The organism is Telluria sp. LT2P34 (assembly GCF_059685915.1).
Genome location: NZ_JCASIN010000002.1, coordinates 92,334 through 108,178, shown reverse-complemented (window position 1 = coordinate 108,178; position 15,845 = coordinate 92,334). Strand labels below are relative to the sequence as shown.

General features: G+C 64.4%; 15 protein-coding genes. 5 read left to right on the top strand and 10 right to left on the bottom strand.

The features are described from left to right. Window positions 1–30 precede the first annotated feature (30 nt). Window positions 31–924 carry an RMD1 family protein gene (locus tag AC56KZ_RS06360; RefSeq protein ID WP_497161310.1) on the top strand — a complete coding sequence of 298 codons (894 nt, stop codon included), beginning with the start codon at window positions 31–33 and terminating at the stop codon, window positions 922–924. Window positions 925–987: 63 nt separating this feature from the next. Here the strand turns inward: AC56KZ_RS06360 and AC56KZ_RS06355 are convergent, their stop codons facing one another. The 4 genes from AC56KZ_RS06355 to AC56KZ_RS06340 form a co-directional block, all read right to left on the bottom strand. Next, a complete protein-coding gene (locus tag AC56KZ_RS06355; RefSeq protein ID WP_497161309.1) occupies window positions 988–1,359 on the bottom strand; it encodes a translational machinery protein in 372 nt (123 codons plus the stop codon). Between the two features lie 169 nt (window positions 1,360–1,528). Beyond that, window positions 1,529–1,939, bottom strand: coding sequence for a type VII toxin-antitoxin system HepT family RNase toxin (hepT, locus tag AC56KZ_RS06350; RefSeq protein WP_497161308.1), 411 nt, complete (start codon window positions 1,937–1,939; stop codon window positions 1,529–1,531). A gap of 11 nt (window positions 1,940–1,950) precedes the next feature. Beyond that, a complete protein-coding gene (locus AC56KZ_RS06345; protein WP_497161307.1) occupies window positions 1,951–3,192 on the bottom strand; it encodes a putative Na+/H+ antiporter in 1,242 nt (413 codons plus the stop codon). 92 nt (window positions 3,193–3,284) lie between these two features. Continuing rightward, complete coding sequence (locus tag AC56KZ_RS06340) at window positions 3,285–3,704, bottom strand: GFA family protein (RefSeq protein WP_497161306.1); 420 nt, start codon at window positions 3,702–3,704, stop codon at window positions 3,285–3,287. Between the two features lie 135 nt (window positions 3,705–3,839). Here AC56KZ_RS06340 and AC56KZ_RS06335 point away from each other — a divergent pair, with 135 nt between their 5' ends. Beyond that, the gene (locus AC56KZ_RS06335) at window positions 3,840–4,409 is read left to right on the top strand and encodes a hypothetical protein (protein WP_497161305.1); all 570 of its coding nucleotides are present in this window, start codon (window positions 3,840–3,842) and stop codon (window positions 4,407–4,409) included. 39 nt (window positions 4,410–4,448) lie between these two features. Here AC56KZ_RS06335 and AC56KZ_RS06330 read toward each other — a convergent pair whose 3' ends face one another. The 5 genes from AC56KZ_RS06330 to AC56KZ_RS06310 all read right to left on the bottom strand — a co-directional run bounded on the left by AC56KZ_RS06330 (window position 4,449) and on the right by AC56KZ_RS06310 (window position 9,157). Then, window positions 4,449–4,889 carry a hypothetical protein gene (locus AC56KZ_RS06330; RefSeq protein WP_497161304.1) on the bottom strand — a complete coding sequence of 147 codons (441 nt, stop codon included), beginning with the start codon at window positions 4,887–4,889 and terminating at the stop codon, window positions 4,449–4,451. A 26-nt stretch (window positions 4,890–4,915) separates the two neighbouring features. Then, window positions 4,916–6,073, bottom strand: coding sequence for a serine hydrolase domain-containing protein (locus AC56KZ_RS06325; protein WP_497161303.1), 1,158 nt, complete (start codon window positions 6,071–6,073; stop codon window positions 4,916–4,918). Between the two features lie 13 nt (window positions 6,074–6,086). Beyond that, window positions 6,087–7,121 (bottom strand): Kelch repeat-containing protein, encoded by a 1,035-nt coding sequence (locus AC56KZ_RS06320; RefSeq protein WP_497161302.1) that lies wholly within the window; start codon window positions 7,119–7,121, stop codon window positions 6,087–6,089. A 37-nt stretch (window positions 7,122–7,158) separates the two neighbouring features. Then, a complete protein-coding gene (locus AC56KZ_RS06315; RefSeq protein ID WP_497161301.1) occupies window positions 7,159–8,481 on the bottom strand; it encodes an amidohydrolase in 1,323 nt (440 codons plus the stop codon). Between the two features lie 160 nt (window positions 8,482–8,641). Then, window positions 8,642–9,157, bottom strand: a complete 516-nt coding sequence (locus AC56KZ_RS06310) for a hypothetical protein (RefSeq protein WP_497161300.1) — start codon at window positions 9,155–9,157, stop codon at window positions 8,642–8,644. Window positions 9,158–9,358: 201 nt separating this feature from the next. On the opposite strand from AC56KZ_RS06310, the gene imuA reads away from it, so the two are divergent. The 3 genes from imuA to AC56KZ_RS06295 all read left to right on the top strand — a co-directional run bounded on the left by imuA (window position 9,359) and on the right by AC56KZ_RS06295 (window position 14,288). Beyond that, window positions 9,359–10,066 carry a translesion DNA synthesis-associated protein ImuA gene (gene imuA / locus AC56KZ_RS06305; protein ID WP_497161299.1) on the top strand — a complete coding sequence of 236 codons (708 nt, stop codon included), beginning with the start codon at window positions 9,359–9,361 and terminating at the stop codon, window positions 10,064–10,066. After that, entirely contained in the window at window positions 9,996–11,477 is a 1,482-nt protein-coding gene (locus AC56KZ_RS06300; protein WP_497162115.1) for a Y-family DNA polymerase, read from the top strand. Before imuA ends, AC56KZ_RS06300 begins: the two co-directional genes overlap by 71 nt. A 153-nt stretch (window positions 11,478–11,630) precedes the next feature. Then, window positions 11,631–14,288 carry a bifunctional diguanylate cyclase/phosphodiesterase gene (locus AC56KZ_RS06295; protein ID WP_497161298.1) on the top strand — a complete coding sequence of 886 codons (2,658 nt, stop codon included), beginning with the start codon at window positions 11,631–11,633 and terminating at the stop codon, window positions 14,286–14,288. 19 nt (window positions 14,289–14,307) lie between these two features. Here the strand turns inward: AC56KZ_RS06295 and AC56KZ_RS06290 are convergent, their stop codons facing one another. Further along, a complete protein-coding gene (locus AC56KZ_RS06290; RefSeq protein WP_497161297.1) occupies window positions 14,308–15,819 on the bottom strand; it encodes a CYTH and CHAD domain-containing protein in 1,512 nt (503 codons plus the stop codon). Window positions 15,820–15,845 lie beyond the last annotated feature (26 nt).

Genomic DNA, 15,845 nt, shown 5'->3' with positions numbered 1-15,845 from the left:
GCAGTCATCAACAGTTTCACAAAAAATACCATGGACAGCCACATCGACAGAAAGCAGATTCGCTGGAATCCGCGCCCCCGCACCCGTCCCGGGCTGCACCTGAAAACCGAAAAACTGCCGTATCAGCGGCCCGTCATTGCCCAGCTCCAGTTTACGGCGAGCGCCATCATGGTGGCCGAGCGGATCGACGTCAAAGTCGTTTCGGGCTTCGAGATCATTGCCAAGTCGCCCTTCATGGTCAAGCTGGGGGAGGGCGGCATCGCCGCTATTTTCCGCTATGGCGCGATCGTGCTGTTCAACGCCTCGAAAGGGGAGAAGGCGCGCCTGCTGGAAACCGTGGCCGCCCACGCCTCCGGCCCGGGCGACCCTGGCGCCGAGGAAATGGCGATGATCGACATCGATCCGGACGAGGAAGAAGGGCCGGCCGAGCAGTACATCAAGATCAAGAACGCCGACCGCCTGCGCCTGCAGCTCATTGCCGAGGTGATGGCCAAGGCGACCATGCTGTCCTTCCAGGAACGGCGCGCCGCGCGCGATTTTGACCGCACCGAACCGCTCGCGCGCGACCTGGCCGAAGACGGCAAGTTTTCGGCAAAGCCAGCGGAGCTGCTGAAAGCGGTCGGCAACATGCTGCTGGCGGAAAACCGCCTGAACGGCCGCGCCGGTGTGCTCGACCGGCCTGACCTGCTGTGGGATAACCCCGGCCTGTCGGGCCTGTATGCGCGCCTGGAGGGCGATTACGAACTGAACGACCGGGCGGCGGCACTCGACCGCAAGCTGACTACCTTGTCGCATACTTCGGAAACCCTGGTCGAAACCATGCGTTACCACAGCTCGCACCGGCTCGAGCAGGCGATCCTGCTGCTGATTTTCGTGGAATTGTGCCTGGGCCTGTATGGGCACTTCGGGCACGCGCTGAGGTAGGTAGCGGTGACTGCAATGCAAAAAGGCCCGCGAAGGGCCTTTTTGCATTGCCGGAAGCGGCAATCAGTTCGTCATGTCTTCTTTGGCAAAATACTTGCGCGCATATTCGAGCAGCTGGCCATCGTTCGGATGGTCGACCGTCTCGACGCTGACGACCTTGTCGGCGGTCTCGGCATGACTCTTGGTCAGGTGCTTCATGAAACCGAGCTTTTCCTGGCCAGGACCGACGATCAGGATTTCTTTCGACGTCAGCAGGGCGGTCGCGACGTCGTCGAAGTAGTCCGTGCTTTCGACGGCGCGGTTGTTGTTCTGGACGCCATCCTTCTTGTGCTGCGAGGTGGTCTTGATGACGTCGGTTTCGGCGGCGCTGCGGCTGAAATGAATGACATGCGCTTCGGTCTGGTCGAGCCAGACGACTGCGTGGTTGAATGACATGGTGATTTCCTTGAATGGGAGCGATGCGCAGACCGTGGGGCTGGGTCAGGCAATGGGTGAAGGTGGCAGGTGTGCCATTGCTTTGTCAGCAAGTGCACCGAGTATGCGCGCTCTTGTCCAGTCCATCCGTACGGGAGCGTACGGAGCGCCCAGGCCTTCCGGCAGGCCCTTAACCCGCTCCCGCGAGCAGCGCCTGGCCGTAAGCGCCGAAATCGTCCAGCCCGCGCTTGATGATCGTCACCAGCGCCGGCAGGGGCGCCGCCTGGTGGTCCCATTCGGCGCGGCAGAATTCGCCGGTGCGCTTCAGGTCTTCGGCCAGCGTGGCCTCGATCCAGCCGTTCTCGGCCAGGATGGTGATGACTTCGCGTTCGTCGCGCGGTGCGCCCAGGTTGGCTTCGGCGATCACGTAGTCGCCCATTTCGATCGCCGCCTCCCAGGCGCGGATCACGTTCAGGGTGGCCGCATCCTGGCGCGTCAGGTCGCCCACGAAAGTCGTCGGATCCTTTTCGTATTCGTCGCGGGCGCGGCGGCAGCAACGTTCGATGGTGCCGATCTTGCCGATTAATACGGTCTCGTCCATATTCGTCTCCTTCAAATCAAAAACAGGATGGCCGCCACGATCGTCGGCCCCAGTGCGCCGCCGAACAGGCCGAGGGCGCCGATCGATTCGTCGTTGAAACCGCGCCGCAGCAGCGCGGCCCCGGCCGGGTTCGGGGCGTTGGCGATCACGGTCAGGCCGCCGCCGGCAACCGCGCCGGCCACCAGCATGTACTTGGCCTCGTCGGACAGCCCCGCGATCAGCGAACCGAGATAGGTGAGGGCGGCATTGTCGGTGATGGCGGTCAGGGCCAGCGCACCGAAGAACAGGGCGGTCGGCCCCAGGCTGGAGACGATCGGCTGCAGCCACCACTGCTGCATCCCGCCCAGCACCACCAGCCCCGCCAGGAAAAAGCCGACCAGCAGTCCTTCCTTCAGGATCAGCGGATCCTGGTGACGGTGATAAGCCTGGGTAAAGCCGAGAAACAGCAGGAACAGGCCGAGGAACAGCACCGGATGGTGCGCCAGCAGCACTACCGCGGCGAGAAAAGCCAGGTGGATGAGCGAGACCTTGAGCGGCACCGGCGTAGTCGTCTGGCCGCTGGCGGCTGGCCTCAGGTGGGGACGCAGCAGCAGGGTGATGACGCTGGCGTTGATCAGCACCGCCAGCGCGGCGCGCCAGCCGAAGTGGGTGAACATGAAGGCGCTGTCCCAGCCCCAGGTACCGGCCACCATCAGCACCGGCGGCGCCGCGTAGGCGGTGAGGGTGCCGCCGATCGACACGTTCACGAACAGCACTCCGAGCGCGCCGTATTTCAGCGCTTCCGGTATGCCGGGCCGGAACACCTGCGGCGCCAGCATCAGCGCCGCGAGCGTCATCGCGGCCGGCTCGGTGATCAGCGAACCTGAGAGCGGCACGAAAGCCAGGCCGAGCCAGGCCAGGGCCAGTTCGGTACGCACCGGCAGCAGCTGCGCAAGCGTTCCCAGCAGCGACCGCACCGCATCCAGGATCGGCCTGGACGCCGCGATCACCATGACGGTGAAGACGAACAGGGGTTCGGTGAACTGGCGCGACTCGGCGTAATCGATGGCGGCGTCGCTTCCGGAGATCAGGGCCATGGCGACGATCAGGACGAAGGCCCAGAAGCCGAACACGGCTTCGACTTCGCCGAGCAGGTGGAACAGGCCGCCATGGCGCGGATAACGCCGTGCCAGGATCTCGAAACCCTTGGCCGAGAAAGTATGGACGAGCGCACAGGCGAACAGGATGGCGCCGACCAGCTGGATCGTGGTCATGCGCGGGCGCCGGAACAGGGTGGAAAGGGAGCAGTCATCGTGGAGCGGATCATGTCACGCATATAAGTAGTGATCCGCCATTATTTCACGAATCAATCGGGCTGCCGGGGCGATTCCGGAAAGTGCGGAATCGCCGGATCGAGGCACACCCATGGCTGGGCGCTGGCGGTATGAATGTCGAGCATCGGCTTGAAGTCCGAGGCATCGTCGAGCGAGGGGAAGCGAATCGAGGTGAATTGCGCGTTCGCTTCGCTTTGCGTGAACAACGGGGTGCCGCAGTTCGGACAAAAACTGCGGGTCGCAGGGTTGCCGCTGCTTCCCGGCACGGTATAAGTCTTCGGCGTGCCGCTGATTTCCAGGTCGGCCGTCATGACGACGATGCCCGACGCAAAAGGCGCGCCGCTCGAGCGCTGGCAATCAGTGCAGTGGCAGTTGATCATGGCAAGGGGTTTATGCGCACTGGTGTAGCGGATGGCGCCGCATGCGCAGCCGCCTGAGAAGGAATTGGCCATATCGGTCTTTCATGTTGATTTGTCAGCCCAAGTCTAGCGCAGGTAAGCCTGCCCGGATGGGCCAGGCTCGCGCCGCCGATATAATGGAGGGCAAGTTCCTTGCTGAATGCAGCACGATCATCACATCACACGACAATGAGCGACCTGAAGAAAAGAGCCGTCAAGAATCTCGCCTACGTTGGTATTACCGTCATCGCCTTTCTCGGGTTGAATTGGGTCAATGAGCTGGTCTTCATTCGGCTGGAGCACAGTAACGGAGTCAACTGGGTGTTCCTTCCGGCCGGGATCCGTTTGCTGGCAACACTGCTGTTCGGGTTCGCCGGTTTTGCAGGACTGCTGCTGGCCAGCCTTTACCTGAATTTTTACCATTTCGTCTTCCCGGATGCGTTTCGAGCCGTCAGTGGTGCGCTAGCCGCATCGATTGGCCCCTACCTCGCCTATCTTTTCGCGAAACACTGGTTTGATCTGGGGCCGCGCCTCAGGAACCTGACGGCACAGCGGCTCTTGTTTACCGGGGTGCTGTGCGGGTTGATGAATCCTGTTGTTAACCATGCATTGATGTGGGTGCAAAGCGGGCTGGTGGACTGGACGGCGCTGACGGCAATGATCACGGGCGATATCGTCGGCATCCTGATCGTGCTCTACCTTGCAAAAGGCCTGATCACGCTGACGGATTCCCGCGATGTGGAGGGGCCGCTATATTAAGCACGCAGCCAGGTGAGTCCATCAATATGCACCCTGATACTATTCGAACTCGTTGCGGATCTTGAGGGCGCCATCGTGGAGCGAGGTCGCCGAATAAAACGCCGGTACGCCTTTGCGTGCTTCTTTCGGGTCAAAGACGATGCTCAGCTCGCGCGCAGCCGTCCAGCGCAGTGCGGGTGCGCTGGGCTTGATCAATTGACCGGCTATCTGCCGCATCTTCAGGGAATGGCAGCCGCCGACATAGGCGCGGCTGGCGGGAGGATAGCTGGCTGATGAAAGAGCGCTGCGTGGCACCACGAAGACGGTGTCGACACAGGACGAACCAGGAAAGCCGGCGCCGATTTCGCCAACCAGGACAGCGACGTAAGCCCCGTCCGGCGATGGGAAGCTACGGGTAGTTTTCTGGGCATCGGCAGAAGAGCATGTAATAGATAACATTGCCGCTGTACCGGCCAGTAGTGTTTTCAAAGTGAACGTCATATTTTCCTGTGTATTCCTTGCGCTGGTCATATGCCCGGGGGTTTCATCGGCCCATATTCCCAGCGCCATGGCATGCCCGTTTCACCCAGTACGATTCTGACGATGTCGGGAAACAGCGGTTCAGCCCGGACATCGTTCGACAAGATGACCACGCAGTGCTTTTGCCGTTCCAGGCACACCCAGGTGTTGCCTGTTGAATCGTTATGCCCGCCTTTTTGAAAGCCAGGCCCCTGAGGTCCATTGAAAGTAATGACACCCAGGCCGGCGGCCAGGTCCTTGTGCTGTTGCCCGGGAGGGGCGATGGGCTGCAATGAGGGGAATTGGGACGAGGTCGTGATCGGCAATTGGGCACGCGTCAACTCGGTCCTGGACCCTGCTTGGAGTCCGTCGCCGCGCACGTAAGCCGCCGCGAACCTGGCGAAATCGGCGATGGTCGTGTCCATCGAGCCGGCGGCCCGTGTCTTGCTGCGTTCGTCGTGCGCTTCGACGCCGCCGTCTTCTTTCCAGCCGTCGGCCAGGTTGGCGGCAAAGTCGGGACGCCAGGTCATGCTGGTGTTTTTCATGCCGAAGCGATCGAACACGCGCCGCTGCATTTCCTTGCCAAGGTCAAGGCCCAACCCGCGTTCAATGACGAATTGCAGCAGGATCAGTCCATCGCCGGAGTAGGCATAGCGGGTGCCGGGTTCGAAATGGAATTTGAGTTTTCCGTCCGGTTCCAGAAACCCGAAATTGGCAAAGCCGGCGCTATGGGTGAGCAGGATGCGCGGCGTGAGTTTGCGCCAGCGCGCATCGCCTGCGAGATGCTGCCAGGCGGCGTACTTGTTCGCCTCATTGGTGTACTCGGGAAGCGGCTTTGGCAGGTAGGCCGCGATCGACGTATCCAGGCCAAGCTTTCCTTCCTCGACCAGTTGCATCACCGTGTAAGCAAACACGGCTTTGGTCAGCGAGGCCCCGTACATCACGGTGTCCGGCGTCAGCGGCTCACCCTTGGCGTTGCGCTTGCCCCAGGTACGCACCTGCGTGACGGCGCCGTTGTGAATGGTCGCAATGGCCAGGCCCTGGGCGCCGGTGCGCGCCATGCCTTGCACGACATACTGCTCCAGCTGTGCGTCCGGCCTGCCGCTGGCGCAGCCGCCTAGCACCAGGCAAGAGACTAACAGAGCGTGTTTGAGAGGAGTGGGCATGGCGTAGTTGGTCCTATTTTGCCGGGAGCTCGAGCACTTCCTGCACCCGGCTGGCGGCCACCCCGACTTTTTCACCGCCACCCATCAGGAAAATACGGTTGCCGACGACAGCGGCGCCGTGTCCGTGCCGTGGGGTCGGCATGGGAGGCAGGGCCGCCCAGCGGTCCGTCTTCGGATCGTAGACCCAGGCATCGGCGAACACTTTGCTGGTCGGGACAAACTGCTCGCCACCGAAGGCATACAGCTTGCCCCCATGGGCAGCCGCTGCCAGGCCACCCTGGGCCTGGGGCATCGCCGCCTTCGTCTCCCAGCGGTTTGTAGCAGGGTCGTAGACCTCCAGCGTGGCGAGATTGACCGGGCGCTGCCTGCCGTCGGCCTGCGTGAGCATCTGGCGGCCGCCGACGACATAGATCTTGTTGTCGATGACGGCCGCCGCTGCGCTGTTGCGTGCAGTGGGCGCGTCAAGGATCGCTTCCCAGCGCCCGGTGCGCAGGTCCAGCGCCTCGCCCCGGCGAGTGTCGATGTGCTCGCTGATGTGCGCTGCCTGCGGGCTGGTCGGGACACGCCCGCCGATGAAATAGATTTTTCCCTTGACGGTCGCTACCACGCCTTCGGCCCGCGCCTGGGGCAGGGAGGGACCCGGCGACCATCGGTTGGCCTGGGCGTCGTAGACGAACACCGTCGCATGGGCGCGCCAGTTGGGAATGCCGCCCGAGAAGCCGCCGATGCCATAGATCCTGCCGCCGGCCTCGGCCAACGCGATATGGTGCCGTCCTTCGGGCAAGGGCGCGAGCGTGGTCCAGCGGCCGGTTTTTACCTCATAGGCTTCGACATGATCGGTAAAACCCGGTGCTTGCGAGAGCACGCCGCCTGCGACGATGATCCTGCCATCGAGCACGGCGGGATAGATTTCCTGCCGCGCGATGGTGGCGTCGGCGGTGCGGGACCAGCGCGCTGTCGGCGCCGGGTCGATGGCATCTTGTGCTGTGGCCTGGCAGGAGAGAATGGTGAAAGCCAGGGCCAGCGCTGTTGACAGGATTGATTTCAACTGTTGGTCCTTCGATTGGTTTGAGACGGATGCAGAATCAAGGCTTGCGCATCAAGTCCTGCAAGGCCACCACCGTCGATTCGACGCCCATCCGCACCGCCGGCCCGTGCTCCACCTTGAACAGCGGGCTGTGGTGGCTCGGCAGGCGCAACGTACCTGCCCTGGCGGCGGCGATGGTGTCCGGTGCCGTGCCGCCGACCGTGAAATAGACGCTCGGGATATACGGATCGGTGACGAACATCGGGAAGTCTTCCGAGCCCATGCCTTCGCGGAACTCTTCCTCGCCAATCGCGCCGGCGCCCAGCTTGCCGGTCCAGGCCGCGCGCAGGCGCCGCACCAGCTCGACATTGTTCAGGACCGGCGGCGCCGGCGTATCGACCAGTTTCACTTCCGGCAGTTCGTTCTCCGCCATGCCGGCGGCGCGCGCCGTGTTCTCGGCCATGCGCTTGATGGCGCCCAGCAGCAGCTCGCGCGTCTTCGGGCTCTCGCTGCGCACGGTCAGTTGCAGCTTGGCGTTGTCGCCGATGATGTTGGCCTTGGTGCCGCCATGGAAGGAACCGACCGTGATCAGGCCCGGCTCGCGCGGGCTCAGTTCGCGGCTGACGATGGTTTGCAGGCCCATCACGATCATCGCGCCGAGTACGATCGGGTCCTTGCCGCGGTGCGGCTGGGCGCCGTGGGCGCCAACGCCCTTGATCGCGATTTCGACGGTGTCGGCGCCGGAATAGGGCGAGACCTCGGAGGCGTGCACCTTGCCGGTTGCCATGTCGGCCTTGACGTGAAAGCCCAGCGCGAAATCCGGCTTGCCGAAGCGTTTATAGAGGCCGTCCTTCATCATCGCCAGCGCGCCGCCGATGCGCTCCTCGGCCGGCTGCCCGACCAGCATCAGGGTGCCCGACCATGTGGCGCGCTCGGCCGCCATGCGGCGCGCCGTGCCGACCAGGCTGGTCATGTGGATGTCATGGCCGCAGGCATGCGCCACCGGCGTCATGTTGCCTTCCATGTCTTTCTGGGTCGCGGTCGAGGCATTCGGCAGGCCGGATTTTTCCAGCATCGGCAAGCCATCCATGTCGGCGCGCATCATCACCAGCGGGCCAGGCCCGTTCTTCAGGATCGCCACCACGCCGGTGCCGCCGACGCCTTCGGTGACCGTGAAACCTGCCGCGCGCAATTCCTTGGCCATGCGCGCCGCGGTTTTCACTTCCAGGAAGGAGAGCTCGGGATTGCGGTGCAGGTAATCGAGCAGCGGCGCGAGGTGGGTGTCGTAGTCTTTCGCGACTGCCTTCGACAGTTCGTTTGCATGGACGGCGCCTGGCAGGAGCATGGCAGCGAGGAGTACGGAAAGCAGTTTCTTGGTCATCGGTGGTCCTGGTGAGGCGATTGGTAAATGGTGTTCGTGGTAGGCGTCGTACAGCTTGTTTTTCTGGATCTTTGCGGTGCCAAGGATCGCTGGTGAGGACAAGAGGTAGCGCCATTAATGTCTACAACCGATTCATTACAGGTATCTACGGTACTCACCTTCAAGGAATCGGGGTCAGGTCTGCCCCACCGAAGGGTGCATGGTAAAGAGCGGGAATATCGCCGATCTTTTTGAACTTCGACATCGGGACAATACGCAAATTTGGCCGGAATTTCTTTACTCCATCGGCGTCACCCTTCGTATGCTTGGCTTGGCGGAATTCAATCAAAGACGGCAGCATCTGACCCGGCAATGAACCAAAGAATAAAAATGGCCCAAGTTTCATCGTTTTCGGATCAAATCGAACCCAGACTACACAGCCTGATGGCTTGGTTCCAAGGCCGAGATGGACCTTCTGTACAGAGGTGGTTGCGGATGACGAAGACGCCTTCAACTGCACGTGGCGGGTCACCCCATTGGCTTCGAGGACGATGTCATGTCCGGATCTGTCGATAGAAGGCTGAGACACTTCGAGCGTGGCTCCAGAGTAAATCCATGAATGCTTCAGCAATTCTCCAATAAGCAGATGCTCCAAGAGGCGTTCACGGTAGACCGATTGGTGGCTGTCTAAACTCATTTTTCTGATCCATCCCTGTTCATTGGCGGAGGCACGCCGAGCCTCAGTGTACGAGCAATGTTGCTCTTCCAGCAAGCACAGTCGTTCATTCAGGCAAGCGCCGGATGTTTTCAAACTATCCACATCTTGCCAAAAGCTGAACAAGCGAGTACTGTACATCCATACAGTATTTCTGCGTTGCCCTGTGCAATGCGCCCATTTATGTCTTGTTCAAAAAACACTATCGCGCCGGAGCAGTTGCATCCTTCGCTGTGGCGCGCCTCGCAGCTGGCGCATTCCAGCACGCGCTGTGTCGACAGCGGGCATCCCGCCCTGTCGAAGCAGTTGCCGGGGGGCGGCTGGCCCACCGGTACCCTCATCGATTTGCTCTTGCAGCAGCCCGGCATCGGCGAAATGCGCCTGCTGCGCCCGGCGCTGGCGGCGGCGGCCTCACGCCGCATCGTGCTGCTGCAGCCGCCGCATCCGCCGCAGGCGCTGGCCATGGCGGCGCTTGGCGTTCCGCCCTCGCAGCTGATCTGGCTGCGCGCCGCGCGCGGGGCCGATGCGCTGTGGGCGGCCGAGCAGGTGCTGCGCAGCGGCAGTTGCGGGGCGCTGCTGTTCTGGGCCAACCATGCGCGCGGCGAGAGCCTGCGCCGGCTGCACCTGGCGGCGCAATGCGGCGAGACCCTGTTCTTCATGATGCGCCCGCTTGCCAGCGCCCAGGATTCGTCGCCGTCGCCGCTGCGCCTGTCCTTGCGGCCGGCATTGGGCGGGCTCGACATCGGTTTTATCAAACGCCGGGGGCCGCAGCGCGATGCGCCGCTATTCCTGCCACTCACCCCTCCTTTACTTCAACGCCATGCGCCTGTGGATCGGCCTCTACCTGCCCCAGTTACCGCTCGAGGTTTTCAGCCCGAACTGGTCAACTGACCTGGGCTGCGTGGTGCTCGAGCACGAGCGCGTGCTGGCGGCATCGCCCCTGGCGCGCGCCGCCGGCGTGGCCCTCGGCATGCGCCGCGGCGGGGTGCTGATGCTGATGCCCGAGGCGCGCATCGTCGAGCGTTCGCCCGAGCGCGAGGCGGGCGCCCTGCATGCGGTGGCGATGGCGCTGCTGCAGTACACGCCGCAGGTGGCCCAGGCCGAGGAATCGACCCTGCTGATCGACATCGGCGCCAGCCTGCGCCTGTTCGGCGGCATCCGCGCCCTGTGCCGGCGCGTGCGCGCCAGCCTGCGCGCGCTCGGGTTTTCCGGTTTCCTCAGCTGCGCGCCGACCGCACGCGGCAGCTGGATGCTGGCGCGGCGCCGCGCCGGGCGCGTGCTGACGATCGATGCGCTCACGCGCCGGCTCGACCGCTTGCCGAGTACCTTGCCGCTGCCGGCGCGTCCGTTTGCCGCCTGGTTCGAGGGCATCGGCTGTGCCGACCTGGCCGCGCTGCGGCGCCTGCCGCGACCGGGTTTGCAGCGGCGCTGCGGGCGCGCGCTGCTCGATACCCTCGATGCCGCCTACGGCATGGCGCCCGAACTGTTCGAATGGATCGAAGCGCCGACCGTCTTCCATGCGAAGATCGAACTGTTCGACCGCATCGAGAACGCCGCCGAATGCCTGATGGGCGCCGAAATGCTGGTCCAGCAGCTGACCGGCTGGCTGTGCGCGCGCCAGCTGGCGGTCGAGCGCATCACGCTGCTGCTCGAACACGAGCGGGGCAGGGTGGCGCGTGCGCCCACGGCAGTCGAGATCGCATTGGGCGAACCGACCTGGCGCGACGAGCACCTGGTGCGCCTGCTGCGCGAGCGCCTGGCGCAGGTCGTGCTCGAGGCGCCCGTGATCGGCCTGGCGCTGGACGCGGCCCGGTTGCAGCCGATGGCGCCGCCCAGCGAGTCGCTGTTTCCGGAACCCGGCGGCAGCGAGGAAGACCGGGTGCGCATGCTGGAGCTGCTCGTGGCGCGTCTCGGCCCGGACAATGTGCTGCAGGCGCTGCCCCAGGCCGATTACCGCCCCGAGGTGGCCAATGCCTGGGTGCCGCTGCAGCAAAAGGTGCGCGAATCGGTGCGCTCGGCGCAGATGCCACCGGACGTGCAGAGCTTGCCGCGCCCGACCTGGATCCTGGCGAAGCCGATTGCCCTGCTGATGCGCAACCACCGGCCATTTTATGGATCGCCATTGAGGATGGCGTCCACCCCCGAGCGGATCGAGGCCGGCTGGTGGAGCCAGACCCAGACACGCGACTATTTCATCGCCGAAGGGCAGGACCATACGCTGTACTGGGTGTACCGCGAACGCATCGTCGGAGCGGCCGAGGATGCCGATCCGAGGTGGTTCCTGCATGGTTTGTTCGGATAAAAATGTGCAAATATGAAATATCTATTTCCCTTAGTCACCAAACTGTCATATTTACCAGATAAGCTCTCTTGTCTGCAGGGATCCTCCTTCCTGCCGCGTTGATGCGCCGGCTGGCTCATCGGCAACCTTTGCGCCGTCCCGGCGGTGATGTGCATGATCCAATCCGCCACCTCCTCGCTTTCCCGCACCAATCGCTTCCTTGCCGGCTTGTGGCCCGTTCTTGCCATCCTGTGCGTGATTGCGCTGTGGACAGTCACCATCCTGCGCGCCGATTCCGAAGCCACGCAGGCCGAGGCCCAGGTGCTCAAGGAAACCGATACCTACGCCAGGGCCTACGAGCAATATGTCACCCGTTCCATCGCGCAGATGGACCAGATCACCATGCAGCTCAAGTACGGCTGGGAGGATTCGCACCGCGCTACCCTGCTCGAGGACATGCGCACCAGCGGCATGTTCACCGATGACGCGATGATTTCCGTCAGCATCGTCGGTGCGGACGGCGCCATACGCTCGTCCACTGCGCGCGCCAGCCTGCCGCCGTCGGTCGCGCAGACTGCTTTCTTTGTCCAGCACAAGAACAACAATTCCACCGCATTGCGGGTCGACCTGGCGCCCGCTGGATTCGGGCCCGGCCGCCGGACGGTGCTGTTCACGCGCAGGCTCGACCGCGCCGACGACGAGTTCGACGGCATTGTCGTGATGGCGATGGACGGCGCCTATTTCACCTCCTTTGTCGACCAGTCGACGCTGGGGCGCGACGGCTTGCTGGCCATTGCCGATAGCGACGGCAAATCCTGGATCGAGCAGGGAGGCGCCGCCCGCATGCACGATGCGCCCATCCTCGACCTGGCCGCGCTCGGCAGCACCGCAGGCGCACCGCGCCTGGCCGGCGCACGGGCTTTCCACGACGGCAAGGCCCGTGCGCTCGGCTGGCAAGCTTCCCCTGTTTATCCGGTTGTCGCCATCGTGGCCCTGTCCCAGAACGAGGGTAGCGCCAGCGCGCTGCTGCACTGGCAAGAAAGCCGTGACCGCGCCGTCGCCGCCAGCGTTTGCCTGCTGGTGCTGTCCGGCCTGGCCAGCGTGCTGTCCCTGCGCGCGGCCGCGCGCGAACGCGAGCACGAGGCGATCCGCCTGGCCTACCGCACGGCGACGGAAAGCGCCAACGACGGTTTCTACATGGCCGTGCCGCTGCGCGACCGCAAGGGCCAGGTGGTCGACTTCAGGATCGTCGACTGCAACGAGCGCGGCGCCTCCTTCTACGGCATGCGCCGCGCCGACCTGGTCGGGCGCGCCGTCTCGGCCCTTGACGCCGGCATCGCCGGCGAGGAAGTCATCGCTACCTACCGGCTGGCGATGGCGAACGGCTTTTATGAGGAAGACCGGCGCATGCCGCTCGACGAACGGCTCACCATCACCTGGGGCCGCCGGCGGCTGGTGCGCGTTGGCGATGGCCTGGCCGTGACCTTGCAGGACATCAGCGAACGCAAGCAGCACGAGACCGACCTGGAGCGCCTGGCCAACGAAGATCCGCTCACCGGCCTGCGCAACCGCAGCTGGCTGCTGAACTTCATTCCGGCGCTGCTGGACGCGCCCCAGGAAGACGCAGGCCTGGCCTTGCTGTTCATCGACCTCGACGAATTCAAGGCGGTCAACGATTCGCATGGCCATGCCGTCGGCGACCAGGTGCTGGCAGCCGCGGCGCGCCGTCTCGGCACGCTGCTGCGGCCCAGCGACCAGCTGGTGCGCTTCGGCGGCGACGAATTCGTGGTGCTGCTGCGGCCCGGGCACGACGAGCGCGGCATCGCGGCAGTGGCCGAACGCATCGTGGCAGCCTTCAGGGTGCCGTTTACCCTGGACGAAGGCGCACAGGCCGTCATCGGCGCCTCGGTCGGCATCAGCCTGTTCCCGCGCGACGGCAGCGACGCCGGCACCCTGATCCGCAATGCCGATATCGCCATGTACGCCGCCAAGGACCAGGGCAAGGGGCAATACCGCTTTTTCGACCATTTCCTGTCGGGCGAAATTACGCGCCGTGCCCGTCTCAAGGGGCAATTGACGAAGGCGGTCGAGTGCGACCAGTTCCTCCTGCATTACCAGCCGCGGGTCGCTCCGCTCTCCGGCGAGCTGCTCAGCATGGAAGCATTGGTGCGCTGGCAGCATCCCGAATCGGGCATGGTCCCGCCGGGCGAGTTCATTCCGCTCGCCGAGTCAAGCGACCTGATCCTGCGGATCGGCGCGCTCGTGATCGACAAGGCATGCGCCCAGCTGGCCGCCTGGCGCGCGTGCGGGATGCAGCCGGTGCCGGTATCGATCAACGTCTCGCCCAGGCAATTCGGGCGCGGCACGCTGGTGCGCCAGATCGAAGCGGCGCTGCAGCGCCACGATGTGCCTGCCGTCCTGGTCGAGGTCGAGGTCACCGAGTCCGCCATGATGGGCGAGCAGGCCGAGGTGCTGGCGGAACTGGCGGCGCTGCGTGCGCTCGGGATCAAGCTGCACCTGGACGATTTCGGCACCGGCTACTCGTCGCTGTCGCAGCTGCGCACCCTGAAGATGGATGTGCTGAAGGTGGACCGCGCCTTCACCGCCGAGCTCGACCAGGGTGAAGGCAGGGTATTTTTCGAGGCCATCGTCTCGATGGCGCACGCGTTGCGCATGACAGTCGTGGCCGAAGGCGTCGAAACGGCTGCCCAGTTGCGCATCCTCCAGGAACTCGGCTGCGACGAAGTCCAGGGCTACTATATTTCGCGGCCGCTGGCGCCGCAGGACTTCGAAGCACGCTATTTCGTCGTGCCCGTACCGGCCTGCGCCTGAGCTTCGCGAGGTGCTGCGGTCAGCGCGGCAGGCGCATCTTGGCCACCGCCTTGAGCGAAGCGGCCAGCTCGCCGGTGTCGGCTTCCGCCGCGGCGACCAGGTAGCCGCGTGCGTAAGCCGCCTGGCGCGCCAGTTCGCCATTGCCTTTCTGTAGTTCCGGCAGCAATTGCTCGGCCACCGCAAAATCGTTGAGCAAGCCCAGGTGGTCCTGCAGGTCCGACAGCCGCGACACATAGCGCTTGACGTCCTTGGTCGGCAGCAGGTCGCGGAAGAACTCGGCGCCGTAACGTGCTTTCTTGGCGGCGATGCGGATCCGGTGGCGCTGTTCCGGCGCCTTGCCGTCGAAGTCGCCGATGCGCTTGCCGAGGCGCCGTTCGGCCTTGCGCAGCAGCGGCAGGCAGGCCTTGTCCGCGCGTCCGGCCAGGGGCGAGTGCTTCGGCAGGGGCACTCCCAGGCGCCATCCGCGTCCGTGCAGCCAGCCGTTCAGGTTCAGCAGCACCTGGGTGAAGCGCGGCGTATTCAAGGTCTGCAGCAACTCCTTGTGCAGCTTGTCGGCCCGCGCCCGGACGGCAAGCCGCAGCGGCGCCGGATCGATGCCGTGGATCCTGTCGAGCGTGGAGTCCGCCAGCACGTCCCAGTCGCGCGTCGCGCCGAGCGCCCCGGCCAGCCATTCGAGCCCGTCCCGCACCTCGGCCGGCGCCGGCGCCAGCTCCTCGAACATATCCACCAGCGCGCGCAGGCGCCGCAGTCCGACGCGCATCTGGTGCAGGCTCTCGACGTCCTGCTTGAGCACGCCCGGCACGTTCGCCTCGAGCTGGCGCAGGCAATTCAGGCCGATCAGCTGGAAAGTGTCTTCCAGCGTTGCCCGGCGGTCGAGCTCGACCGGCTCCGCCTTGACCGGATGGGCCGGTTTATCCTCGAGCATGGCGAAGCCGCGCGCCGCCTTGCTGCCGTTCGACATGCGCAGCGGAATATCGGCATGCAGCGCCAGCGCCAGTTCGAACAGGTGGGCCGACGAGCCACGCTTGATTTCCAGTTCCAGTTCGGCGATCTCGGCATGGCGTTCGCCCGATTCGATGCGCCCGGCGTCGAGCGCGCATTCGACCTCGTCGCCGTCGGGCCATTTCAAGGCCCAGGTGGTGCGGCGCGTGACGTTGCGGAAGATCGGCACCAGGTGCCCGGCTACCTCGGGACGCGACAGCAGCTGCGACAGCGGCGCCGGTTTGATCTGGCGCGCCAGCAGCGCCGGTTGTGGCGTACCATCGGGCAGCACGCACTCCCATTCACCGCGCTCGTGCAGGCCGGGCGAAGTCGCCGCCGCCGTTTTCACGGTCTGGATCCATTGCCCGCCGTCTTCGCGCACGCGCAGCGTCAGGCCTTGTTTCCAGAGATCGTGTCCGGCGGTGTCGTAATAAATGTCGACCAGATGGTGTTCTTGCGCGCCTGCAGTGGCGTGCTCGGCCAGCATCGGGTGCTGGCGCATCCGCTCGAGCTGGGCGGGCGGCACTTGCAACTTCAGTTCGGTTTCCATGATGGTCCTTTTAGCGGTTGACACTA

Coding starts and splice junctions, on each gene's coding strand:
- AC56KZ_RS06360 (WP_497161310.1), top strand. CDS start 31: ATGGACAGCCACATCGACAGAAAGCAGATTCGCTGGAATCCGCGCCCC.
- AC56KZ_RS06355 (WP_497161309.1), bottom strand. CDS start 1,359: ATGTCATTCAACCACGCAGTCGTCTGGCTCGACCAGACCGAAGCGCAT.
- hepT (WP_497161308.1), bottom strand. CDS start 1,939: ATGGACGAGACCGTATTAATCGGCAAGATCGGCACCATCGAACGTTGC.
- AC56KZ_RS06345 (WP_497161307.1), bottom strand. CDS start 3,192: ATGACCACGATCCAGCTGGTCGGCGCCATCCTGTTCGCCTGTGCGCTC.
- AC56KZ_RS06340 (WP_497161306.1), bottom strand. CDS start 3,704: ATGGCCAATTCCTTCTCAGGCGGCTGCGCATGCGGCGCCATCCGCTAC.
- AC56KZ_RS06335 (WP_497161305.1), top strand. CDS start 3,840: ATGAGCGACCTGAAGAAAAGAGCCGTCAAGAATCTCGCCTACGTTGGT.
- AC56KZ_RS06330 (WP_497161304.1), bottom strand. CDS start 4,889: ATGACGTTCACTTTGAAAACACTACTGGCCGGTACAGCGGCAATGTTA.
- AC56KZ_RS06325 (WP_497161303.1), bottom strand. CDS start 6,073: ATGCCCACTCCTCTCAAACACGCTCTGTTAGTCTCTTGCCTGGTGCTA.
- AC56KZ_RS06315 (WP_497161301.1), bottom strand. CDS start 8,481: ATGACCAAGAAACTGCTTTCCGTACTCCTCGCTGCCATGCTCCTGCCA.
- AC56KZ_RS06310 (WP_497161300.1), bottom strand. CDS start 9,157: ATGAGTTTAGACAGCCACCAATCGGTCTACCGTGAACGCCTCTTGGAG.
- imuA (WP_497161299.1), top strand. CDS start 9,359: ATGTCTTGTTCAAAAAACACTATCGCGCCGGAGCAGTTGCATCCTTCG.
- AC56KZ_RS06300 (WP_497162115.1), top strand. CDS start 9,996: ATGCGCCTGTGGATCGGCCTCTACCTGCCCCAGTTACCGCTCGAGGTT.
- AC56KZ_RS06295 (WP_497161298.1), top strand. CDS start 11,631: ATGATCCAATCCGCCACCTCCTCGCTTTCCCGCACCAATCGCTTCCTT.
- AC56KZ_RS06290 (WP_497161297.1), bottom strand. CDS start 15,819: ATGGAAACCGAACTGAAGTTGCAAGTGCCGCCCGCCCAGCTCGAGCGG.